General features: G+C 64.2%; 17 protein-coding genes. 6 read left to right on the top strand and 11 right to left on the bottom strand.

Going from position 1 to position 22,624, the window contains the following annotated elements; translation table 11 throughout:
• Positions 1–17: 17 nt before the first annotated feature.
• The 3 genes from pap to ACZ5IU_RS06405 are packed head-to-tail and all read left to right on the top strand — an operon-like array spanning position 18 to position 3,156.
• Entirely contained in the window at positions 18–1,562 is a 1,545-nt protein-coding gene (gene pap, locus ACZ5IU_RS06415; RefSeq protein WP_464421366.1) for a polyphosphate:AMP phosphotransferase, read from the top strand.
• Positions 1,559–2,353, top strand: a complete 795-nt coding sequence (locus ACZ5IU_RS06410) for a metal ABC transporter ATP-binding protein (RefSeq protein WP_464421365.1) — start codon at positions 1,559–1,561, stop codon at positions 2,351–2,353. The genes pap and ACZ5IU_RS06410 overlap by 4 nt, the downstream gene beginning before the upstream one ends.
• Positions 2,354–2,355: 2 nt before the next feature.
• Positions 2,356–3,156, top strand: coding sequence for a metal ABC transporter permease (locus tag ACZ5IU_RS06405; RefSeq protein ID WP_464421364.1), 801 nt, complete (start codon positions 2,356–2,358; stop codon positions 3,154–3,156).
• On the opposite strand, the gene ACZ5IU_RS06400 is transcribed toward ACZ5IU_RS06405, so the two are convergent.
• The 11 genes from ACZ5IU_RS06400 to ACZ5IU_RS06350 all read right to left on the bottom strand — a co-directional run bounded on the left by ACZ5IU_RS06400 (position 3,131) and on the right by ACZ5IU_RS06350 (position 19,739).
• The gene (locus ACZ5IU_RS06400; protein WP_464421363.1) at positions 3,131–4,192 is read right to left on the bottom strand and encodes a hypothetical protein; all 1,062 of its coding nucleotides are present in this window, start codon (positions 4,190–4,192) and stop codon (positions 3,131–3,133) included. The genes ACZ5IU_RS06405 and ACZ5IU_RS06400 overlap by 26 nt on opposite strands.
• A gap of 21 nt (positions 4,193–4,213) precedes the next feature.
• Entirely contained in the window at positions 4,214–4,831 is a 618-nt protein-coding gene (locus tag ACZ5IU_RS06395; RefSeq protein ID WP_464421362.1) for a hypothetical protein, read from the bottom strand.
• Positions 4,832–4,927: 96 nt separating this feature from the next.
• On the bottom strand, positions 4,928–6,094 hold the full coding sequence (locus ACZ5IU_RS06390; RefSeq protein WP_464421361.1) for a hypothetical protein: 1,167 nt from the start codon (positions 6,092–6,094) through the stop codon (positions 4,928–4,930).
• Between the two features lie 107 nt (positions 6,095–6,201).
• Entirely contained in the window at positions 6,202–7,353 is a 1,152-nt protein-coding gene (locus ACZ5IU_RS06385) for a hypothetical protein (protein WP_464421360.1), read from the bottom strand.
• A gap of 103 nt (positions 7,354–7,456) precedes the next feature.
• A complete protein-coding gene (locus tag ACZ5IU_RS06380; RefSeq protein ID WP_464421359.1) occupies positions 7,457–9,058 on the bottom strand; it encodes a Ppx/GppA phosphatase family protein in 1,602 nt (533 codons plus the stop codon).
• Complete coding sequence (locus ACZ5IU_RS06375) at positions 9,043–10,347, bottom strand: YfcE family phosphodiesterase (protein ID WP_464421358.1); 1,305 nt, start codon at positions 10,345–10,347, stop codon at positions 9,043–9,045. Before ACZ5IU_RS06375 ends, ACZ5IU_RS06380 begins: the two co-directional genes overlap by 16 nt.
• A complete protein-coding gene (locus tag ACZ5IU_RS06370; protein WP_464421357.1) occupies positions 10,344–11,354 on the bottom strand; it encodes a CHAD domain-containing protein in 1,011 nt (336 codons plus the stop codon). The genes ACZ5IU_RS06375 and ACZ5IU_RS06370 overlap by 4 nt, the downstream gene beginning before the upstream one ends.
• Complete coding sequence (ppk1, locus tag ACZ5IU_RS06365; RefSeq protein WP_464421356.1) at positions 11,335–13,521, bottom strand: polyphosphate kinase 1; 2,187 nt, start codon at positions 13,519–13,521, stop codon at positions 11,335–11,337. Before ppk1 ends, ACZ5IU_RS06370 begins: the two co-directional genes overlap by 20 nt.
• A 128-nt stretch (positions 13,522–13,649) precedes the next feature.
• On the bottom strand, positions 13,650–17,207 hold the full coding sequence (locus ACZ5IU_RS06360) for a hypothetical protein (protein WP_464421355.1): 3,558 nt from the start codon (positions 17,205–17,207) through the stop codon (positions 13,650–13,652).
• A 21-nt stretch (positions 17,208–17,228) separates the two neighbouring features.
• A complete protein-coding gene (locus tag ACZ5IU_RS06355; protein WP_464421354.1) occupies positions 17,229–18,674 on the bottom strand; it encodes a tetratricopeptide repeat protein in 1,446 nt (481 codons plus the stop codon).
• A 300-nt stretch (positions 18,675–18,974) separates the two neighbouring features.
• Entirely contained in the window at positions 18,975–19,739 is a 765-nt protein-coding gene (locus tag ACZ5IU_RS06350; RefSeq protein ID WP_464421353.1) for a Rossmann-like domain-containing protein, read from the bottom strand.
• A 71-nt stretch (positions 19,740–19,810) separates the two neighbouring features.
• Here ACZ5IU_RS06350 and rsmG point away from each other — a divergent pair, with 71 nt between their 5' ends.
• From rsmG to ACZ5IU_RS06335, 3 genes are read left to right on the top strand one after another with little or no spacing between them, the layout of a single operon-like run.
• Positions 19,811–20,497: a 16S rRNA (guanine(527)-N(7))-methyltransferase RsmG gene (gene rsmG / locus ACZ5IU_RS06345; RefSeq protein WP_464421352.1), complete on the top strand. Its 687-nt coding sequence runs from the start codon at positions 19,811–19,813 to the stop codon at positions 20,495–20,497.
• 4 nt (positions 20,498–20,501) lie between these two features.
• On the top strand, positions 20,502–21,272 hold the full coding sequence (locus ACZ5IU_RS06340; protein WP_464421351.1) for a ParA family protein: 771 nt from the start codon (positions 20,502–20,504) through the stop codon (positions 21,270–21,272).
• Positions 21,251–22,159 carry a ParB/RepB/Spo0J family partition protein gene (locus tag ACZ5IU_RS06335; protein WP_464421350.1) on the top strand — a complete coding sequence of 303 codons (909 nt, stop codon included), beginning with the start codon at positions 21,251–21,253 and terminating at the stop codon, positions 22,157–22,159. The genes ACZ5IU_RS06340 and ACZ5IU_RS06335 overlap by 22 nt, the downstream gene beginning before the upstream one ends.
• Positions 22,160–22,624: the final 465 nt, after the last annotated feature.

Genomic DNA, 22,624 nt, shown 5'->3' with positions numbered 1-22,624 from the left:
GGCGGAGGTGATGGGCCGTGCTCGAGACGGTGGATCTGACCCGGAATCTGAAGAAGAAACAGGCGCAGGAAGCGATCAGGGAGCTTTCGCGCTCGATCGGCGAGATGCAGCGGCGGCTGAAGGATCACAGGACTGCCGTCGTCGTCGTCCTCGAGGGATGGGGCGCCTCGGGACGCGGCGGAATCGCGAATCGCCTGTTGCTCGCCCTCGATCCCCGCGGCTACTCGTTTCACTACCCCGAAACGCCGGACACCCTTCCGGGGCGCCCGTCGCTCCTGCCGTTCCAGAGACTCATTCCTCCGACGGGAAGAATCGCGGTCTTCGGGCGCAGCTTCTACGACCGGGCCTGGCGCGGAGATGCCGACGAGGTCTTCCTGCGGGATGTCGCGGCCTTCGAGCGGCAACTCGCGGACGCCGGAGTCCTCGTGATCAAGGCGTTTCTCCATATCTCGCGCGAGGAACAGACGAAACGGCTCAAGAAGCGCGCGAAGGACCCGAAGCTCTCGTGGAACGTCGAACCCGGAGATCTCGAGGAGAACGATCGCTACGACGAGCGTCTCGCGGCCGCCGAGGCGATGCTCCGCGCGACCGAGTCGGAAAACGCTCCGTGGACCGTGATTCCCGCGACCGACGAGGACTACGCGGCCGTCGCGTTTCTCACGTGCGTCCGGGACGCCGTGCACGCGTGGCTCGAGCGCCCCGAGGTTCCCGCTGTCACGACTCCCGGCCCGTCGCGGACGACCGACGCCGTTCTGCGAAGTTCGACGATCACGTCGCTCGACTATTCGGGCGATATGGATGGAGATACGTACTGCGAACGGCTTTCGGAACTCCAGGAACGCATTCACGAACTCGGCATCGAAATGATGCAGTCGCGCCTTCCCGGGGTCGTCGTCTTCGAGGGCGTCGACGCGGCGGGAAAGGGGGGCGCGATCAGACGCGTCACCGAATCGCTCTATCCCCGCTGCTACGACGTGATCCCGATCGGCGCCCCGACGGAGTGGGAGCGCTTCCACCCCTACCTCTGGCGCTTCTGGAAGGAGTTCCCCGAGGGGGGCAAACTCGTGATCTTCGACCGGAGCTGGTACGGACGCGTCCTCGTCGAACGCGTCGAAGGCTTCTGCGGCGAACGCGACTGGAAGCGCGCCTATCGGGAGATCAACGAGATGGAGGGACACCTCGCGTCGACGGGCGTCGTGATCGCGAAATTCTGGCTCCAGATCGACCCGGACGAGCAGCTCCGGCGCTTCGAGAGCCGACGGGACGACCCGGCCAGAAGCTGGAAGCTCACGGAGGAAGACTGGCGCAACCGCGAGAAGTGGGGACTCTACCAGGAGGCTGCGTCCGAGATGATCGTCCGGACGAGCACGGCGCAGGCGCCGTGGACTGTCGTCGCGACGAATTCGAAGCGGCTCGCGCGCGTGAAGGTGCTTTCGACGATCGTCGACGCGGTTTCGTCGGCGCTCGGTGTCCGTCGTGCCCCGCTTCAGACCCAGAAGGCGGGGGACGCCCCTCGGAAACGCAAGACCGATCGCGAAAAGGAAAAGAGGAAAAGGGCGTGAGCGATATTCCGGCGCTGCGGTTCGACGAGGTCTCATTCTCCTACGGAGGGGATCCCGTTCTCGAGGATGTCTCCTTCTCGGTTCCGGAGGGCGAATACCTCGTTTGCATGGGGCCGAACGGTGGCGGCAAGACGACGCTGCTCAGGCTCATACTCGGTCTGATCCCGCCCGACGCGGGCAGGATCGCCGTTCTCGGGCTCCCGGCGGGCGAGGCCCGCGGCGTCGGGTACGTGCCGCAGGACGCCGGGCGCAACCGTGGCTTCCCGGTATCCGTTCTCGACGTCGTCCTCATGGGGCGGCTCCACATGCCGGGAACAAAAGGGACCCGGCTCGGCCGCGGCGACTGCGTCCGAGCCGAGGAAGCCCTGGAGGCGATGGGCCTCGCGCATCGGAGGGGCGACCTCATGGGGGCGCTCTCGCAGGGACAGCGGCAGCGCGTCCTGATCGCCCGCGCGCTCGCGGCGGAACCGAGCCTGCTGCTGCTCGACGAACCCGCCGCTTCGATCGATCGCGAAGCCCGGGAGGTTCTCGACGAACGCCTTGCGTCCCTCAGAGGAAGCATCACGATCGTCGAGGTGAGCCACGGGCTCTCGGCCGTCTCGAGCCGCGCTACGGCGGTCGCGTGCGTCAACCGTCGCGTCTTCTACCACGACTCCGGCGAGATCGTCCCCGAGATGCTCTCGCTCGCGTACGGAACCTGTCCCGTGGAACTCGTCGCGCACGGCCTGCCGCACCGGGTGCTCGCGCCGCACCGCCACGACGGAAGCGACGACGGCGGAGACGGAGACTGACCATGACCGAAGCGCTCCAGTTCGAATTCATGCGCAACGCGATCCTCGCGGCCCTTCTCGCGAGCGCGCTCTGCGGCATTCTCGGCACGCTCGTCGTCGTGAGGCGCTACGTCATCCTCGCGGGCGGCGTCGCGCACGCCGCGTACGGCGGCGTCGGGCTGTCGCTCTACCTGGGCTTTCCGCCAGAAGCGGGAACCTTCGCGTTCACGGGGGCCGTCTCGGTCCTCATGGCGTGGATCGCCCGAAGGCACCCGGGCCGCGCCGACGCCGTCATCGGCGTGCTCTGGGCGGCGGGAATGGCCCTCGGCGTGATCTGCACGGATCTCGCGCCGCGCGGGGGCGCGGATCTCATGAGCTATCTCTTCGGAAGCATCCTCACGGTCACGCGGCAGGATCTGTACATCATGGCCGGACTTCTCGCCGTCTGTCTTCTCGTCGGCGTCACGCGATACCGGGAGATCCTCTGTTTCGCGTTCGACGAGGATTTCGCTCGGGTCCGGGGCGTTCCGACCGCGTTCTATCACTACGCGCTCGTCGTGATCCTGTCGCTGTCGGTCGTCCTCGCGATCCGCGTCGTCGGGCTCATTCTCGTGATCGCGCTCCTCACGATTCCGCCGTCGATCGCGGAACGCTTCTCCCGCTCGCTCTCGGGAATGATGATCCTCTCGACGGCGCTCGGCGTCGCCTTCTCGCTCGCCGGGCTCCAGCTCTCCTACGCGTTCAACCTCACGGCGGGGGCGACGATCATTCTCGTCGCGGCGCTCGCCTATCTCCTCGTCACGCTCTTTCCGCGGCGTTCCTGACGACCTCCGCGAGGCGAACGACCTCCTCCCCGTCAATTTCCTGACCGACGGGGAGTGCGACGACGCGACGCGCGATATCCCGGTCCGGCCCGAAACGCTCTCCCGGTTCCGGATTCACGTCCCAGGCGAGGGGCTCAGCGACGCGGGCGGCCCGCAGGCGGCGCAGGAGTTCGTCGCGGCTCCCGCGTTCGAGGACGACGGGGAGGCAGAGCGGCGCCGCGTCCTCCGGGATCTCGCGCCGCAACGGCCGCAGTACGGGCGGCAGCAGCGACGCGAGCAGCCTGGCGTTGGTGCGCCGCTTCGCGACGGCCGAAAGCGGATCGAGACGACGAAGGCGTCCGATCCATCCGGGCGACGCCTCGCGGGCGACCGAATCGGCGTCGAGACGTGCTTCCGCCTCCAGAGTCCGGCGGCGAAACGTCCGAAACCCCTCTGGAGTTCCGCGCGTCTCCGCCGCACCGAGCGAAGCGAGCGCCGCGGCGACGAAGTCTTCGTCGGACGGACGCAGCCTTCCTCCGACCGGAACGCGCGACGCGAGAAGTGCCCCGTCCGGGACCGGAAGGACTTTTCGGAAGCTGTAGACCGTGTAGTCGGCCGCGGGCGACGGGGAGGCGTCCGGAGCGAACGCCCGGAGGCTCGCCGGAACGCAGTCCTCGACGACGTGCGGGCGAAGCGGGCCGAACGAGCGCGCGAAACGGTCCGCCGGACGGTTCGGAAAGCCGAACCAGTGGATGAAGAGGAAGACCTCGCCCGGGGCCGGCGTCGCGTCGGGTTCCGCCTCGAGATCCGTTCCCTGCGAGTAGAACCGTGTCTCGAACCCCGCGTCTACGAACGGGTGCGCGACTGAGGGACAGCAATAGAACGGGAGGTGGACGACCCGTCGGGCGTCCCGGATCGGAACGGCTGCGGCGGCGAGCGCGAGCGCGCTTCGGCCCGTCGCGCAGGTTCGGATATGTCTTCCCGCGAGTGCGGCGAGCCCGGCGAGTTCTCCGGTCCCTTCCGCGCCGGAGCGGTCGGGCGGCTGCGATGTCGTCACGTCTGGGGAATCCGCCGGAGTCTACGCGGCAGGCCGGTCGGGACGCGGCGTGACGATCGGGAGCTCGGGGATCGTCATTTCCGGCTGCGGGGTCGGGGTTGGTCCGGCGACCGGCGTCGGAGCGGCCGGAGGTTCGTCGCCGACCGATATCCCGGCGAGAAACGCCTCGAGGTCGGCCGCGAGCGCGTCGAAGGAGTCTTCGAGCGCGACGAACAGGAGGGAGTATCCCGTGTTTCCGTCAAGAAAGCAGTAGGCGCGTCCCCGGAGGCTGTTTCCATTCGTCACGGTGAACGTGAAATCGTGACGCGCGGCCTTCTTCCCCGCGACGGCGACTTCCGTCGTTCCGCCCGGGACGTAGTTCTTGAAGGAGCTCCTGAGCGAGTTGTGCTGGACGAGTTTGAGATACGCCTGCGGTGTCAGGCGTATCCGGATTTTTTCCTCGACGGCGCGGAACTCCGCCGCGATCTTTTCGTTTTTCACGAGGTAGTAAAAGTGCGACAGCGGCGGCTCGGCCTTCTGCTCCACCCATTCCTCCGCCGGTGCCCCGAGGTACAGGCGCGCGAACGCTGGGCCGGCGCACAGCAGGAGCGCGACGATGCAGACCGCCGCGTACGGAGCGCGCCACGAAAAGCGTCTCACGATATCGATCCCTCCAGTGAACTTCCCGAAATTCCACGCGGGATAAAAACGGCCCGCCCGTTTCGGGGCGGGCCGTCCGGCGCGCGTCTCTCCGGGTTACTTCTTCTTCACGTCCGCGAAGAGCCTCTGGATCCAGGACTTCGCCTTGTCGTAGTCGCCCGCGGCGAGGGTGACTTCGACGAGCGTCTGGATGTCGGCAAAGTTCGCGATGAGCCTGACCTTGCGAACGGTTTCGGTCTTGCTGTACAGCGTGATGGTTCCCGCGAGGGCGCCGGTGATCGGAGACGATCCGTGGGCGCTCCAGCCTTCGGTCTGCTCGGCGAGGCGGTTCTCGACGTCCTTCCCGGTCACGGGGAAGAGAAGCCGGATTTCGGAGGCGTCCGGCCCATTGAAGATGACCTCGTCGGGAAGAATTTCTTCCTTGAGTTCGGCTGAATCCGGAAGCGTCACGACGCTGCGGGCCATCGGATCCTCGTACTGGTGCGTCCCGGGAGTCCAGAACGTTTCGGTGGTCTTCGGAAGGTCGGGCAGACCGCCGGATGCCGCGTCGCCCGAGGCGATGTCCGGAGAGGCCGGGAGATCGCCGGATGCGAGCTTCGAAGTCGCGGTCGGTCCGGCCTTCGGCGCTTCGGTCGGTTCCGGGGTCTTCGTCGGAGCGACCGGCAGGTTGAGCGAGGGCGTCGGCATCGGGGCAGTCGGAAGCGTCGGTTTCGGAGTCGCGGTCGGGGTTTTGGGCGATTGGGTCGGAACCGCCGGCGCGGCGTCGCCGATCGTCATCCCGTTCACGACCGTTTCGAAATCCGTCTCGAGAGCGCCGAAGAACTCCTCGAGCCCCACGAACAGAGCCGTATAGCCGGTGTTCCCCCTGACGAAGCAATAGACGCGTCCCTTGAGTTTCGATCCGTTGTCGACGGTGAACGCGAAGTCGTGGACGGCCGCCTTCTCGCCGGCGACCGTCGATTCCGACACGGCGCCCGGCGCGTAGTCCTTGAAGCCCGTCTTGAGCGAGTTCTGCTGCACGAGCTTGAGGTACCCCTGCGCGTTGATTTTGATCTTGATCTGTTCTTCCACCGCGCGGAACTCCGCCGCCACGTTCCCGTCCTTCATGAGATAGTAGAAGTACTTGATCGGCGCCTCCGCCTGCTGCTCCACCCATTCGTCGGAGAGAACGCCGAGATTCAGGCCCGCGTGCGCGGGCATCGCCGCACACAGGAGAACGACAGACGCGACGCACAGGAACACGATACCGCCGAAACGTTTCATCGTCACACACCCCTCGCTTTCAGATCGTCATTTCCGTCAGTATAGCGCGACAGTCCGCCCGCAGGCAACAAGCGACGGTCCGCGACATGAGGACGACGCGAAAAAGATCATTCCCGCAGCCGTCGCGTGAGTTCCTCGAATTCGCGCCGGATTCCGGCGTTTTCGAACGTCCGGATTTCGGGCACCTGGAGCGCGATGAGCGTGTCGAAGAGCTTGAGTCCCGACTGGATCAGGCCGCTGAGATCCGAGGAATGCCGCACGGTATCGTAGGTGTTCTTCGCGACCTCGCGGTCGCGTTCGAGGCCGTGGAGGCAGAGCACGAGGCGGGAACGCTGCCTCGAGAGGAGATCCTCGTAGAGCTTCGCGGCCCGGAGCGTCAGCGAGTTCGATTCGACGTTCGTGCCCAGGACCTTCCGCTGCGTCTCGGAGAAGCCCTGCCGCGCGAGCGCCGCCTGTCCTTCCTCGAGACTCTTCCTGACGCTGTCGCGGATATCCCTGATCCGGGGGACGTATTCGCCGTCGATTCGCCGGATGAATTCGTTCTGCGTGTGGATGAGGACGTCGATGAGGACGACGTACATTCCGTAGTAGCGCCGCGCGGTGGCCATGTCGTCCCGGTTCTCGCCCGCGAGTTCCATGAGCTTCGTCGTGACGGCCCGGACGTTCTCGAAAACGACGGCGTTCTTGAGCAGATCGTCGCCGACGACGGACGTGAGCAGGACGTCGAGCTGTCCCTCGTCGAGGTTCAGGTTGTAGCTCGCGAGGTTTTCCGCGATCTTCCCGCGGATCCCGGCGATCCGCGCGGCCGTGTCCGCGATTCGCTCCTCCGCGTCGGCGATCATGCCGTCGTAGTCCTTCACGGTTTTCACGATCCACGGCAGCTTCGTGGTCTTCGGAGCCGAGAGTCGCTTATTTCGGTACTCCTCGACGGAGCGGCGCATCTTGGGGATCTTCGCCTGAAGCTCGCGCATCTTCAGGCGCTGTTCGTTGACCCCGGATGTCAGCAGGAGCTCCATGGCGCGGTCGAGAAGCTCGTCGATCTTCTTCTCGTTCGACGTTCTGTCCGCACCGAACCACGACGACTCGGGGAGCGTCTCGTGCCGGTCCCTGAGTCCGATCGTCCGCTCCATCGTCTCATACAGACTGTTCCAGATTCCGGCGACGGGTTCCGGAAGCTCCGCGGCGTCCGTCTGCCGCGGGAGCGGCGCGGAAAGAAGCAACGCCGCAGCAAAGGCGCACAGCGTGAAGAGTCGTCTCATCGTGACAGCCTCCCCGCAACGGGCGTGAATTGTATCGATATAAGTATAGTCCCCGGAAGGAATGCCGGGCAATCGGCCAACTCCGGGATCCTGTGGAGGGAATTCAGACGCCCCCGGATTCCGGCGATGTGTCCGTCCGGATCGAGAAGCGTTCGCCGAAGAGTTTCGCGAAGGTCCCGATGTGCTCTTCGAGCGACCAGATCTCGAGCTGACACCCCGGGATCGTCGTGATTTGCAGGATGATGACGTCTCCCCTGCGGACGAACTCCACGCGCCTGACGAAGCGCTGGTGGCTCCGATCCATGCTCTCGGCCATCCGGAGGAACATCGACATGACCCGGACGGCCTTCCGCGACGGGGCGTCGGGGAGCGCGAACTCCGGATCGCTCTTCTTCGGAGCGCGCTTCCTGTGGTAGAACGCCGTCGCGGCGATCGCGGCGATCTCCTGCGCGTGGAAACCGAGAAGCTCGACGTTCCGGATGATGTAGAAGCTGTGTGCCTGGTGGTTGCTGAACGAGAGGAAGAGCCCGACGTCGTGGAGGAGCGCCGCGTAGAAGAGCAGCTCGCGATCGCGCTTCCCGAGGTCGTGGAGGCCGATCGCGGCCGCGCCGTCGAAGAGCTGGAGGCAGAGTTCCGCGATGTGCCGCGCATGTTCCTCGTCGAAGCCGCAGGAGCGGCCGAGCTGGAGTACGCTCTGCTCCCGGACCGACATTTCGGGTTCGAGGTAGCCGCCGTAGGTCCCGCGCATGAGGTAGTCGACGAGAAGACCGTTCTTGAGACTCCGCGCGCAGACGCGGATTTCGCGGAGCTTCAGTTCCTGCATGAGCGTGTGGAGAATCGCGGCTCCGGGAATGATGATGTCCGCGCGTTCGGGCGTCATTCCCGGGATTTTGCGGCGCTCGGAGAGCGTCGCGGACCGGAGTTTCCGGATGACGGCCTCGATCTGACCGAACGTGACGACGGAATCCCCCTCGTCTTCCCGCTTCTTGCTTCTGCCAGGCGCGCGCCGGGCGATTTCGGCGAGCGTCTCGATCGTTCCGGAGCTGCCGAGGACGAAGTCGAAATCCGACTCGGCGAGGCGCTGGACGCTCCGCAGCGACGCGTTTCGGATGTACTGCCGGAGCAGTGCGTACCGGTGGTCGTCGACCGGCTCCTCCTCGCCCGGGAGGAAAAAGATGTTCGCAAGGCGAATGCAGCCGAGCTTGAGCGAGTCGAGGTACGAGTATTCGACCTGGTTGCCGACGACGACCTCGGTGCTGCCACCGCCGATGTCGATGAAGAGGGCGTTCCGGTTCCCGAGGTGGACGCCGCTCGCGACGCCGAGGTAGATCAGTCGCGCTTCCTCGAGACCCGAGATGACCTTGAGATCGATGTCGGCCTCCCTGCGGACGCGTTCGATGAATGAGTCGCGGTTTTCGGCGTCGCGCGTCGCGGACGTGGCAACCGCGTAGATCTCCTCCGCGCCGAGATTCCGGGCCATGTCCGCGAAGCGGCGCAGGACGAGTATCGTGCGCTCCATGGCTTCGGGCCTGAGGCGCTGCTTCACGAACTCCCCCTCGCCGAGCCGGACCATGACCTTGTGCTGATTCAGGATCGTGTACGAGCGGTTCGCGTTGATCCGCACGACGAGGAGCCGCACGGAGTTCGTTCCGAGATCGACGAGCCCGACGACGTGCCCCTCTGTCGGGATCAGATGGGGCGCCATTCGATGACCGGCTCGCGGTCGAACGCCTTCCTGAACGGGCCGCTCTTCTCCATCGCCCGGCCGATGTCGGCGAGCGGTTCGGAGTCCGCCCCGACGCGGATTCTCACGCCCGTGCCGTCGACGGTGACGTCGACATCGCGGACTGCGTCCGCGTGGGTGAAGTCCAGCCCGTCGGCGAGGCGCAGAAGCGCCGCGAGGCGCGTGAATTCCTCCCGTTCGCTCTCCGTGAGACTTCCGATGCGTTCGTCGTCCTCGCCGGGCTCCTTCGTTCCGTGATATCGCGCGAGCAGCGCGACGATCGTGCGGTCGCGCCCGTCGGGAATCAGGTCGGGTCGTTCGAGGATCAGGCGCATCGAACGCTTCTGGTGTCCCTTCGCGCCGCCCGACCAGCCGATGTCGTGGAGCACGGCCGCGAGTTCGAGCCGGCGCCTCGCGTCGTCCCCGAGGCCGTGAAGGCCGCGCGTCCCGTCGAACAGCGCGAGCGCGAGCCGCGTCACCTGACGGCTGTGGCGCACGTTCTCCGGCGTCATGCGCGCGAGCGCCATCTCCGCCGCTTCGCGTCCGCCGGACGGAATCATCGGGCGCGCCCGTTCGAAGACATCCGTCAGCGACGCGGGCATTCCGAGCTCCCGGAGCGCCGCGGTCGTCCTCTCGACGTCGTAGGGAACGCGATAGTGCGTGACTCGGAAGTACCCGTCCCGGACGTTGAGGATCGCGTACGACGCGCGCGGGTCTCCGCCTTCCGGGCGGCCGACGCTCCCCGGGTTGACGATCCAGACGCCCCGGACCTTCCGGAGAAACGGGGCGTGCGTGTGTCCTAGAAGGACGACGTCGGCGTCGGACGTGTCCGCGATCGCGTCCAGCCGTTCTCCGGGGGTCTCGGGGCCGACGAATTCGTCCGGGGAATCGGGGCTTCCGTGAGCGATCAGGAAGCGCTTTCCCGCGGCCGTGAAGCGCCGCGTCTCCGGCAGCCTGGAGAGCTCTTCGCGCGTTGCGCGGGAAAGCGCGTGTCGTGTCCAGAGGAACGCCTCGATCTTTTCGGGTGCCTTGGTCTTCTTCCATTCGTCGAATCGCTTTTTCGCGTCGAGGACCTTCGCGTCGTAATTCCCGATCACGCCGGCCATTTGCGTGCGCAGCAGCAGCGTCGCGCACTCTTCGGGCCACGGCCCGTATCCGACGATGTCGCCCGTGTTGAGGACGATGTCTCCGCCTCGCCGCCGCGAATCTTCGAGGACCGCCTCGAGCGCGGGCAGATTCGCGTGGACGTCGCCCAGACAGACGATCTTCATGTCTCCGTCGCCTCCTTCGTTTCGACTGTTTCGCGTCCGTTCAGAATGTCCGAGGTCGTCCCGAAGAGTCCGTCCGCGAGTTCCCGCTCCCACGTCTTCACGAAGGAACCGTAGAGCCGGGAGCGTTCCTTCCTGCGGTCGTCGAGCAGGAACTCCACGCCCTCGACGAGGCGCGCGAACGGGCGGGGCGTTCCGAAATACGCGATTGTCCGCTCCCGCTCCGCCTCCAGAAAACCGGGAAGCTCCGCGATCCACACGTCGCAGTCGTGGATTGCGCCGAGATCGTCCTGAAGAGTCCGGAAGCGGGCGGCCGGGGCCGAGAGCGCTCCACCGAAGAGCGGATCGAGCATTTCGAGCATGTAGCGCACACGCTTGGTCGCCTTTCGCAGTTCGTGAAGCTCGGTCACGGCCGAAGGATCGCGCACGAAGAGATCGAAACTCAGGGCGACGCGAAGCTCCCGATCGACCTGCGCGGCGAGCAAAGCGAACGCAGCGGGGGTGCCGGAGGGAGAATCCCCGTTCCCGCGGGCGTCCGGGTTCATGACCGCACGACGGAGGCGCTCCCTGACGCGCTCCGGCGTTCCGGACCCGCGCCACCGGCGCAGGGCGCCGAGAACCCTTTCCCCGAGCCGTTCGCGTTCCTGCGACTTCCGCAGGACGAGGCGGGCGATGCCGGGCATCCGCCGCTTCCCGTCCGTCTCCCCGAGCGCCTCCGACTTTTCGCGAAGGAACTCGAGCTGGACGTCCAGATCGCGGGCGCGACCGAGCGCGGTCGTGACGCGCCTGACCGACGCGATCCCGTCCCGCTCGTCGTGTCCCTCGGGAAGCAGCGGAGCGAAGAGCCCGAACGCCGCGCGAAGGCGCCTCGTCGCCACGCGCGCGCGGTGCAGGAACTCGATGTCCGCGCCGGGCGCGATGCAGCCGGCCTGCTCCTCGAAGCGCGACAGGAACCCGAGGATCGTCTCCGCCGCATACCGCAGCGAGCCGTCAGAACCGGAGCTGTTCATGGCGTTTTTCCTCTTCCCCGCGAACCGGGGTGTATCCCGACGTCCGGTTCATCATGATCCGCTGGGAATCGACGACGGGTTCCCCGTTTCCGGACCTCACGCGGACGTACGTTCCGTCCTCCCGGAGACAGCGTGCCTTGGCGGTGTCGGCGAGATGGATCCTTAGGATATCGTCGCGGATCGTCCGGCGGATCTCGGCGTCGCGGACCGGCACGAGGATCTCGATTCTCCGGTCGAGGTTCCTGGGCATGAGGTCGGCGCTTCCGATGAGAAGCTCCTCGTCTCCTCCGTTGTGGAAGAAGAAGATCCTGACGTGTTCGAGGAAGCGTCCGACGACGGAGGTCACTTCGATCGTCTCGCTCACTCCCGGAACGCCGGGACGCAGACAGCAGATTCCCCTGACCTGGAGCCGGATCCGGACCCCCGCCATCGACGCGCGGTAGAGCGCCTGGATGCACGCCTTGTCGACGAGCTGGTTCATCTTGAACAGAATTTCGCCGTCGCCGTGCGCGCGGTGTCGCGCGACCTCGCGCTCGATGCGTCCGATGATCCCCGCGCGCGTCGTCATCGGCGAGACGAGGATCCGGCGATAGTCGTCCTTGCGGGAGTAGCCCGTAATCGCGTTGAACAGGTCGGTGATGTCCGCGCAGATTGCCGGGTCCGCCGTGAAGAGCCCGAGGTCTCCATAGATCTGCGCCGTGACCGGATTGTAGTTTCCCGTGCCGATGTGGACGTAGCGGCGGATTCCGTCGGTTTCGCGCCGGACGACGAGGCACATCTTCGCGTGGATCTTGTACCCGACGAGCCCGTAGACGACGTGGACGCCCGCTTCCTCGAGCGCCTCCGCCCACGTGATGTTCCGTTCCTCGTCGAAACGCGCCTTGAGTTCGACGAGAGCGGTCACCTGTTTCCCGTTCCGCCGCGCCTCGATGAGCGCCTGGACGATCGGGGACTCGCTCCCCACCCTGTAGAGCGTGATTTTGATCGCGACGACCTTCGGATCGGTCGCGGCGCGGCGAACGAAGTCGAGCACCGGGATGAAGCTGTCGTAGGGATGGTAGACGAGCGCGTCTCCGGCGCGGATGCCTGCGAAGATGTGAGCGCCATCGCGGAACGGCGCCGGCATCCGGGGCGAGAACGGCTCGTCCTTGAGATCGGGGCGTTCGGTGTCGCACAGCGTCATGTACCCCTGGAACGCGAGCGGCGCGCGCATCCGGTAGACCTGGAACGGCGCGAGGTGGAAGCGGCGGATCAGGAACGTGAGCATGTCCCGCGACATGTCCTTCGAGGCTTCGAGCCGGATGATCTCGCCGAAGTTTCTTCGGTCCACGAGGTTCCTGACCGCCTCGAGCAGGTCGGACGCTTCGTCCTCCTCGATCTCGACGTCCGTGTTCCGCGTGATCCGGAACGTCGCCGCGTCGAGAACCCTGTATCCGGGGAAGAGCAGCGGCAGAAAGGTCCGGATCATGTCTTCGATCAGGACGATGTCGCAGGAGCGCGTGTTTTTCGAGATCCCGAACGACGAGTAGGATTTCGCCTCCTTGTTGCGCGGGATGAAGACGAAACGCGAGAAGTTCTTCGGGATCTTGAGTCGGGCGTAGCGGATGCCCGAATCCGGGTCGAGGAGTTCGACGAGGAAATTCAGGCTCAGGTTCGAGATCGTCGGGAAAGGGCGCCCCGGGTCGATCGCCTGCGGCGTCAGGATCGGGTATATCTCGTTCCGGAAGTACCCCTCGAGGAACTTCTTCTGCTTTTCGCCGAGCTCCTCGAACGGCGTGATCCTGATATCGGCCTTGCGGAGCGCGGGCAGGAGATCCCCGAGCCAGCGGTTCTGCGCCTTCGAAATCAGCGGAAGCAGCTTCTTGCGGATCGTCGCGAGCTGCCGGGCGGGCGTCATTCCGTCGGGGGGCAGGTTGAGGAATCCCGTCGTGTGCTGGTGGAAGATATTCGCGACGCGGACCATGAAGAACTCGTCGAGGTTGTTCCAGAAGATGCACAGGAACTTGAGACGCTCCAGAAGCGGCGTCTCCTCGTCCTCCGCCTCTTCCAGCACCTTCGCGTCGAAGTCGATCCAGTTGATCTCGCGGTTCAGGAACAGCGACGGGTCGTCGAGATCGATCGTCGATATCTCTCGTCCGTCGCGCGGGTTGTCCGAAGTCGCGTCCATTGAGTCCACCTCCGGCGGCGTATTCGGGGCGGTCCCCGTCCGAATATCATACCCTTTCCGCCCCGGGGCGGTCATCACGGTTGTGTTACAATCATGTCTTTTCTTTCAGGATTCCCCGGATTCCGGGATCAGTTCGACTCCCCCGTCGTGACGATGCTCTTCATGAGATTTTCGAGAATCTGCTTTTTCACCTGGTCTTCGGCGCCCGGGGTCGAGTCCGCCCCCTTGCCCGTCGGAATGTCGATCCGGATCGTGAAGTCCCGCCCGTTCCCCGTCGAGGGTTTCGCCGGCGTCGTCCACGGGACGTCGGGTGTCCTCTTCGCCTCGCGCGTGACCTTGAAGTCCGAGAGTTCGGGTTTCGCCCACGTTCCCCTGAGCGAGAAACTCGTCTCGCGGAAGTCCCTGGTGGAGAGTCCGCCGATGAGTCCGGACAGGAAGTTCTGGAGGAATGCCGCGTTCGTGAGCGTCCCCTCGATCGAGAGCAACCCCTGAAGCGCGCCGAGGAAGGTGTTGAGCGCACGGACATTGATTTCTCCCATGCATTTGAGGTCGAACGGGTCGGACGTTCCGAGCCCCACGTTTCCCGTCACGCCGAAGTATCGGTAGACCGGATCTCCGGGCCAGGCCGCCGCGCGGCTTCCCGGGAGCAGGTAGAGACGTTTGCCGTCGATGTTGAAGCTCGAAAACAGCGAGTTGAACCGGAGAGTTCCGGTATCCGAGAGCTTTTTGAGCGCGGGGAACCCAGAAATGACGCCGTTCCTGGCCGAGAAGCTTCCGTCGCCGAAGACGAAGAGAAAGCGGCCCGCAGTGCCGGATGCCTTCATCTTCAGATCCGCGTTCCCCTCGATCCGTCCCGGGGCTGCGAGCAGCGGGCGCGAGACCCGGTCGAGGTCCATGCTCGTCACCGAAAGCGTGCAGGTCCATGCCCCCTGGGCGATCCGGTACTCCGCGTCCGTCTTCGCGGCGCCGCCATAGACGGACGCGGTTCCCTTCGCGATCGAAACCCGGTCGTCCGAGACGACGAACGGCAACGAGAAATCCCGGACCTCGAAACCGGAGAGAATCGCCCTGTTTCCTTCGATTTTCCCGGTACCCCTGTATCCGTCGTCGCGGATCGTCCCTTCGGTCGAGAACGTGACCAGCCCGGACATCGTCCCCTTGCGGTCCGGACCGATAGCCTCGGCGAGTCCGGCGAGGTCGAGCGACGTGCCGTCGGTCGCGAGGCGGACGAACGTTCCGTCGCTCTTCGGGACGATCGTTCCGCGCAGGCGCACCGGTCGTCCGCCGAGAACGGCCTTCACGAGGATCGCGATGCCGGCTTCCGGTTTATCGGCCTTCGCGGGACGCAGCGTCACCGTGACGTCCGCGAGATCGAGGCCGTAGACCCTGAGTTCGGGCGAGGTGAGCACGAGCGCGAATGCGGGCGAGTCGAGTCTTCCGGTGACGCCGAGTTCCGCAACGACCGTTCCGAAGAGGGGAAGGTCGATTCCCGTCGCGGTCGCCAGGGTTCGAAGGTCGATCTTCGACGCCGTCGCGGTCAGCGAGACGGTTGCGGGCTTCTTCGGCGCCGAGAGCGCGATCCTGCCGCGGCCCGAGAAATCCGCCGAGAGGACGGAGAGGGAAACCGACGGGAAGGCGATCGTTCCATCCTTCGTCTCGACCGATACGCGCAGCTTCGCAGGGTGGTTCGCGACGCTTCCCGAAGCGCCGAACTCGCCGCGGGCGACCGGGGATTCGATCGAACCTTCCACCGAGAGCGTTCCTTCGGCCTGTCCCTCGAGCGGAACGGACAGGTCGAGCGCCCGCCGCAGCGATGCGAGGCTCAGGTTCCGCATCGCTGCCGAGAGCGCGATACGGGATCTGGTTCCGTTCAGGTGGATCGTTCCCTGAACCGCGACGGTTCCTCCGAGCAACGCCGCGCCGGTTCCGGCGAGCGTGACGGTTCCATTCTCGTACCGTCCGCCGGCGGAAAGCGCGGACACGGGGATCTTTCGGGAGATCAGGAGGTTCTTTCCCTGCGCGTCGAGCGTGACGACCGGTCTGTCGGCGTTCCCTTCGACCATCCACGAGAGTGCGAGCGGTCCGGAAAGCGGAAGTTCCGGAAGGAGTCTGGCGAGCGTTTTCGGCTGGAGATTCCCGGAGCCCGCGATCGACAGGAGCGGAACTCCGTCGCGTATCCTGACGCTCCCCTTTCCCGAAACCGAACTTCCCTCCGAGGCGAGGGAGATCGGGTCGAGCGCGAGGTTCGTCGTCGTCCCCGCGACCGATACGGCGGCGGAGTCGACCGGAATATCCGCGATGCGCAGTCCGGTTCCCGAGAGAGAACCCCGGATTGAGCGGCCCTCGATCGTCACTGCGCCGCGTGCGATTCCCGAAAGACCGAGTCCCGAGAGTTCCGGGGTGTCCGAGGCGAGGGCGGCAAGGTCGATCCTGTCGGAACGGACCTCGATCCTGGGTGCGTCTCCGGTCTTCCCGGGTTTCCCGGTGACCCGGAGTTCCGTTCCGGCGACGGTGCCCAGAATGTTGGCGTCGTACCCGGAAGGGGTGATCTCGACGTGTCCCCGGATGTTCTTCACGGCGAAACCCGCGACCGAAAGGCGGGCGGCCTGAAGCGCCACCATGCCGCGGAGCGCCCGGAGCGTACCGGAAACGCCGAGCGTGAGCCGGTCGATCACCCCCGAAACGAACGCCGCTTCGGGGAAGAGATCCTTCCAGTCCCGGATCCTGACGCCGGACGAGCGGAGCGAGAGGAAGACCTTCGGATCGTCCGCGATCACCATGGCCGCCGTGCCGCGGAAGCTGCTTCCCATGACCGTCGCGTCGAGCGACACGACGGAGATCTTCCGGCCGTCGAAAGCGAACGCGGCTCCGGCGCGCGAAATATCGACGGACGCGATCTTCGCGCCCGCGACCGCTATGTTGCCCGAGACGACATCCGTTCCCGACGGAGAGATCCGGACACGGGCCCCGGCGCTCCCGGAAAGGGACGGGGCGCCCTGGGGAAGGTACGGAAGGAGCTTCGAGAGGTCGGGAACGGAGGCGACGATCGAAAACGGCGCTCCGGTCAGGAGCGGTCCGTCGAGATCGGCGCTCGCGACGCGCGACGACGCGCGCAGTGATGCCGAACCGTCGCCGCGGAGCTTCCCGCTGACCGAGATCGGCGTCCCGAGGAAGGATACGCTTCCCTCGACGCTCGCGACATCTTTCGACGATTCGATCGCGCCGATCGTAATCCGGTCGACGGAAACCGGTCCGGACGGGAGATCCAGAAGCGTCCTCCGGACGGAAATCCTGGGAAATACGGGCGGTTCGTCCGACGAGGAGGGGCGATACAGGTCGACGAGTACGGAGAGATCCGCGAAGCCGTCCGAGGCCGAGACCGCCGAAACGGGATCGCGGCCACTCACGGCCCGCACGGGATCGATACGGATTCTGAGGCTGCCGACGCGCACGGATTCGATGTCCCCCGAGAGAACGCGCACATCCCGCGCGCGATAGCCGACGATCGGGTTCCCGGCGACCGAGGCGACGTCCGTCCGTCCGTAGAGACTTGCGCCGACCGTATCGAGCAATCTGGAACGGACCATGTCCGTCCCGATGTCGATTCCCTGAAGGAGCGCATATCCAAACGAAAGGGCCCCGACGAGGCCCCCCGCAAGACAGATCCAGCGTTTCCGTATCTTCATTTCCTATTCATACAGCCCTTCCTACGATTCCTTGTGAACGCGCAGGCGCATCTGACGGAAGATCTCCTCGCCCTGCGTCAGTTCCCGGGGTTCCATGCCCCGGCGCAGCTCGTCGAGGAGCTGCGCGGCCTGTTCCTGGCCGCTTTCGGCGGCGAGGCGATACCACGCGTACGCCCGGGCGCGATTCCGTTCCGTGCCGAAACCGGCTTCGCAGATCTTGCCCATGTTCGTGAGGGCGAGCGGATACCCCCGCTCGGCGGCCTTCGCGAAGCACTCAACGGCCTTGCGCGTATCGCAGGGGATCCCGGCTCCGTCCTTGTAGAGCCACCCGAGCGCATAGAACGCGGCCGCGTTTCCCTTTTCGGCGGCCCGGGAGTAGAGCGACACGGCCTTTTCGGCGTCTTTCCGGACGCCGAGGCCGTTTTCGTACAGGAACCCGAGATTGTAGAGAGCCTCCGGGAGTCCTGCTTCGGATGCCTGCGAATAGTAGAACGCGGCCTTCGTGAGGTTCGCCTCGACGCCTTCTCCGTTCTGGTACAGGATCCCGAGGCTGTTCAGCGCACACGCGTGTCTCTTTCCGGCGGCGCGTTCGAGCCACGGAAACGCCTTCGCGGAATCCTTCGCGGCGAGATGGAGCGCACCCAGCGCGTACTGGGCGTGAGGGTGCCCCTGAAGCGCCGAACGTTCATACAGCATCGCCGCTTTCGTCGCGTCCGCGTCGACTCCGATGCCCAGTTCATAGAGCGTCCCGAGATTGTATTGCCCGGCCGCGTCTCCCTGGTCGGCCGCCTTCCGGAACCAGAAGAGCGCCTTCGCGCGGTCGGCGTTCACGCCGTCTCCCTTCAGGCAGAGCGCCCCGAGGTTGTTCTGCGCGGCCGCGTTGCCCTGCTCGGCCGCCTTCAGATACCACGCGGCGGCCTCCGTCGCGTTGCGCGGAAGTCCGAGGCCGTTTTCGTACATATAGGCGAGAGACGTCTGTCCGGGGGCGTATCCCTCGGCCGCCGCCCGCCGGTACCACGTGAGCGCCGCGGAATAGTCGACGGGGCTTCCGTGTCCGTTCTGGTACATCCATCCGAGGTTGTTCATCGCGGTGGCGTTTCCGAGATCGGCTGCCCGCAGAAAAAGCGACCGGGCCTTCGCGACGTTTTGCGCGACGCCGAGTCCATTGACGAGAAGATATCCGTAATTCGTCAGTGCCGAAAGAATTCCCTGTTCCGCCGCCTTCGCGAGAAATGGGACCGCCTCAGCGTGCTTTCCGCGGATCAGAAGCCGCCTGCCCCATTCCGCCTGAGCGTTCGGATCCGTCCGGGACTCGCGTTCGAGCGTCGCATCGTCCCTGGATCCATACGAGATAATCTCCATGTCCTTCGAAACCGCGGCGGAGCCGTCGAGACAGACGCCGTCATACGGGAACGACAGCGAAAGGCATACGGCCAGCAGTCCGGCGCGGAAGACGCGGTACTCCATATTTCCTCCCCCTCGTCTGCAGGAGACTTCGACGTGCCTTTCATGGTATCACAAAGGAGAGACGTCCGACTGCAAAAAATCCGAAGTGAAACGCACTGAAAAGCAAAAAATCGTGTTTGTCCGACACACTGATAGCGTCCGCGATTTATTCACATGATTGTGGACAAGTGGATAAGTCGGTGGATAACCGGTGCATTTCGACGCAAAAGCGCGCATGAGGACGGATATTGTGGATAACACGCGTCTCTGTGGATGACATGGGGAGCCCACTAGACGAGACCCGAGTCCCTTCATCCGTCATCACGGAGTCCCGAAATCTTTCGTATCCGTTCCGACGCACCGAAACGCACGCCACAGAACATGTGGCGAAAGCCACGGATCGCCCCCCGCGGCGATGTGCGAAAGGCAGGAACGTTCCGCGCCGGAGGCGATTTGCGGAAGAACGAGATACTGTACTCCCATATGGTACAAAACATCCGGAACGAATGGAATTCCCGGTCCCTGGACGATGACGGCGCTTCCCTGCGGGACGACCGGTACGAGAGCGCGAAGCGTTCCGTCGGGAACGAGTCTTCCCGAAAGCCAGAACACGCGAAACGACGATGCGGCGCATGTGGATGTCCAGCCCGGAAGTGTCCGCCGGTGTCCCGTGCGCTCTCCGAACGACGTTACGGTCCACCCCCAGTCTTCGAGAGTCTCCTTGACCGGGCGATCGGCATCGAGGAGTGCTACGGAGCTGTCTCCGGGCAGAGGAATGAGCGATTCGAGACCGAGACCGCCCTCCGGCGAGCAGAGTGCAGCCATCGCCGCGGATGCCGCCGCCGACTCCTGCGGAAACGGAGACGCGTAGAGCGACACGAGATCGTGAGCCGAAGCCGAGATGAGACGGCGCGCAATATCGTTGCGGACCTGGGTGCTCCCGGTACTGAAGGACGGAGCCCATCCGAGCCCCGTGCGTCCGTCGGAGAGGAGCGTCAGACTTCCCTTCCAGCCGATCAGAAGAGACTCGACACGAGCGTTCGGGCGTTCCAGTGCCGCTTTCATGAGAGATTCGAGAAATCGCATTCAGTTCCTCCTGTGGTCATGGAAAGATTCTCAATATATGATAGTACCTGAATCCGAACGGAGGGAAGCGTATGAACGAAAACGAATACAGGCAGATAATCCATGAGGAACTCACGCGAAACGAAGCAATGCTACGACGGTACGTCGATCTGCTCGCCTCGTACGGAGGGAAAATCAGGCTGACGGGCCCGACGGATCCGGGTATCCTGTGGGAGGAGCACATCGTCGACTGTGCATGGTCGCTTCCGTCGCTTCCCCCGACGGGAGACGTCATCGATGTGGGATCGGGAGGCGGGCTGCCAGGACTTGTCTGGGCGATCTGCCGTCCCCGTCTTTCCGTAACGCTTCTCGACAGCGTACACAAAAAGTGCGCCGCGATGGAGACTATGGCGGCCGCCCTCGGACTTGCGAACGTCACCGTCGTCTGCGCTCGCGCCGAGGACTTTGCGAAATCCCGAAGGGAATCGTTCGACCTCGCGGGCGCCCGCGCCCTCGCGGAAGCGGGGGTAGCCGCGGAACTCCTCTCGCCTCTCGTTCGCTCCGGCGGTACTCTCCTCGCGTTCAAGGGACCGAGATATACGGAAGAGATCGCACTCATCAATTCGTGGAGAGGGCTCGGACTCCTTCCCCCCACGCTTGTCGCGTATCGTATCGGCGAAAAGGAACGCTATCTTCTCGCCTGGAAGAAGAGCGATCCGTGCCCGAAAGCCTTTCCAAGACGTTCGGGCTCCGCGGAAAAAGATCCCTGGTGGAGGTGAAGGCATGATCACTATCGCAATTTCGAATCAGAAAGGCGGCGTCGGAAAGACCACGACGTGCGTCAACCTCGCGGCCGAACTCGGCCGTCTCGGATATCGGACGCTCGCGGTCGACATCGACCCGCAGGGTAACTGCACGAGCGGCCTCGGCGCCGTCCCGGCGACACTCGAGACGACACTTTACGACGTCCTCATCGGAAACACCCCCGTCGCCGACGCGATCCTCGGAACGAAATGGGAAAACGTCTTTCTCCTGCCGTCCAACATCGATCTTGCCGGAGCCGAACTTGAACTCGCGAGCGTTCTGAGCCGGGAGACACAGCTCAGAAAACACCTCGCGAAACTCTCGGGGTACGATGTCGCCCTGATCGACTGTCCGCCGTCGCTCGGACTTCTGACGATCAACGCCCTCGTCGCTGCCGGAAAACTCGTCATTCCGATCCAGTGCGAGTACTACGCGCTCGAAGGAGTCGGGCAGCTCGCCCATACGATTCAGCTCCTTCGCGAATCGCTCAACCCTCAGATCGGAATCGACGGCGTCCTTCTCACGATGTTCGACGGACGCACGAATTTGTCGAACGAAGTCGCCGAAGAGGTGCGACGTCAGTTTCCGGAAGCGGTCTTCGGTACGGTTATCCCCAGGAACGTCCGTCTCTCGGAGGCTCCGAGCTATGCGACCCCCGCCACGTATTACGATCCGGCATGTACAGGATCGCTCGCCTATGTCGGCTTCGCGAAGGAGGTGGCGGCACGATGGCTCGTCCGAGAGCCCTAGGTCGCGGACTTGGCGCGATCCTTCCCTCCGCTGAGGAACACTCCTTCGATCACCCGGCGGCCCCGCCCGCGACGCTTCCCGTCGACAGACTCATTCCGAACCCGAAACAGCCGAGAAGCCGTATGGACGAGGAAAGTCTCGCTTCGCTCGCCGAAAGCATCCGCGAGCATGGGGTCGTGCAGCCGATTCTCGTCATCCTCGAGGACACCCATTACAGAATCGTTGCCGGTGAGCGTCGATGGCGCGCCGCCACGATCGCGGGGTGTACCGAGATCCCAGTCCGGATCATTGAGGGAGACGACCGGACGCTTCGCGAAATCGCGCTGATCGAAAATCTTCAGCGCGAAGATCTTTCGGTTCTCGAAACCGCACGAGCACTTTCTTCCCTGATCCGCGACCATAATCTTACCCAGGAGGAACTTGCGGGGCGAATCGGTTGGAGCCGAAGCCGCGTCGCGAATACAATCCGCCTCCTGAATCTCTCCGATAGAATTCAGGACATGCTCGAGGAAGCGACAATTTCCGAAGGGCACGCACGACTTCTGATCGGAATGGGAATTGACGAGGCGGAACGAATCGCACGTCTGGTCTCGGAACGCAATCTCTCCGTCAGAGACCTTGAGGACTATATCAGAAGCCTCAACGAGCTTTCTGAAGAATCCCACTCTCCGGAATCGTCCCGGCGCACCGATGAAAGAATTCGCTCAAAGAGAGTCCGACTTCCGAAACGTTTCGAAACCGCAGGCAGGAATTGGGGAGCGACGCTCCGTGCGCGTCGGACGGGAGATCTCCTTTCTCTGACGATCAAAGGAATAGATGAGGAGAGATTTTCCGCGCTCTGTGACATTCTCGAGAAGAACGCGGAAGAAATATTTCCCGGGAAATAATCCATGTACCTTCGTTCTGACGATCTTATCGTCTTCGGGAAGATCGTGTCGACGGCTTTCCTTATAGGTGGCTATATTGGCCTTGGCTATCTTTTGGGAATTTTTCTCTCAAAAAGAGGATATTCCGATGGTTTCGTTCCCGGCTGCATGTTTCTTGGTGCGGTCATCGGACTTCATCAGGCGTGGCTCTTGGTTCGATCGATACTTCAGCAGGTAAGAAATCACGATAGGAATGGAAAGTAGTTTTTGATTGTATCGCGAATACAAAGTGCATTTTTTCCAGTATACATTATTCCATTTCATGTGAGACCGTCGCTTAAAGGTTTCGGAGAAGGATTCGAGATATTGCCATTCGTTTGAATCCAATATGGCATACAGATGTGCTCATTCAATCTGTTTCTTTGCGTTAGAGTTCGTTTTGTCGCAACTCCGGCGAAAATGAACGATTGACACGTGCGTAACGGA

It is taken from the genome of Lactivibrio alcoholicus (assembly GCF_055390895.1).
The sequence above is the reverse complement of the archived record's forward strand: the minus strand, read 5'-3'. Positions and strand labels throughout refer to the sequence as shown.

Coding starts and splice junctions, on each gene's coding strand:
- ACZ5IU_RS06360 (WP_464421355.1), bottom strand. CDS start 17,207: ATGAAGATACGGAAACGCTGGATCTGTCTTGCGGGGGGCCTCGTCGGG.
- ACZ5IU_RS06355 (WP_464421354.1), bottom strand. CDS start 18,674: ATGGAGTACCGCGTCTTCCGCGCCGGACTGCTGGCCGTATGCCTTTCG.
- ppk1 (WP_464421356.1), bottom strand. CDS start 13,521: ATGGACGCGACTTCGGACAACCCGCGCGACGGACGAGAGATATCGACG.
- ACZ5IU_RS06405 (WP_464421364.1), top strand. CDS start 2,356: ATGACCGAAGCGCTCCAGTTCGAATTCATGCGCAACGCGATCCTCGCG.
- ACZ5IU_RS06390 (WP_464421361.1), bottom strand. CDS start 6,094: ATGAAACGTTTCGGCGGTATCGTGTTCCTGTGCGTCGCGTCTGTCGTT.
- ACZ5IU_RS06340 (WP_464421351.1), top strand. CDS start 20,502: ATGATCACTATCGCAATTTCGAATCAGAAAGGCGGCGTCGGAAAGACC.
- ACZ5IU_RS06380 (WP_464421359.1), bottom strand. CDS start 9,058: ATGGCGCCCCATCTGATCCCGACAGAGGGGCACGTCGTCGGGCTCGTC.
- ACZ5IU_RS06385 (WP_464421360.1), bottom strand. CDS start 7,353: ATGAGACGACTCTTCACGCTGTGCGCCTTTGCTGCGGCGTTGCTTCTT.
- ACZ5IU_RS06375 (WP_464421358.1), bottom strand. CDS start 10,347: ATGAAGATCGTCTGTCTGGGCGACGTCCACGCGAATCTGCCCGCGCTC.
- ACZ5IU_RS06335 (WP_464421350.1), top strand. CDS start 21,251: ATGGCTCGTCCGAGAGCCCTAGGTCGCGGACTTGGCGCGATCCTTCCC.
- ACZ5IU_RS06370 (WP_464421357.1), bottom strand. CDS start 11,354: ATGAACAGCTCCGGTTCTGACGGCTCGCTGCGGTATGCGGCGGAGACG.
- rsmG (WP_464421352.1), top strand. CDS start 19,811: ATGAACGAAAACGAATACAGGCAGATAATCCATGAGGAACTCACGCGA.
- ACZ5IU_RS06350 (WP_464421353.1), bottom strand. CDS start 19,739: ATGCGATTTCTCGAATCTCTCATGAAAGCGGCACTGGAACGCCCGAAC.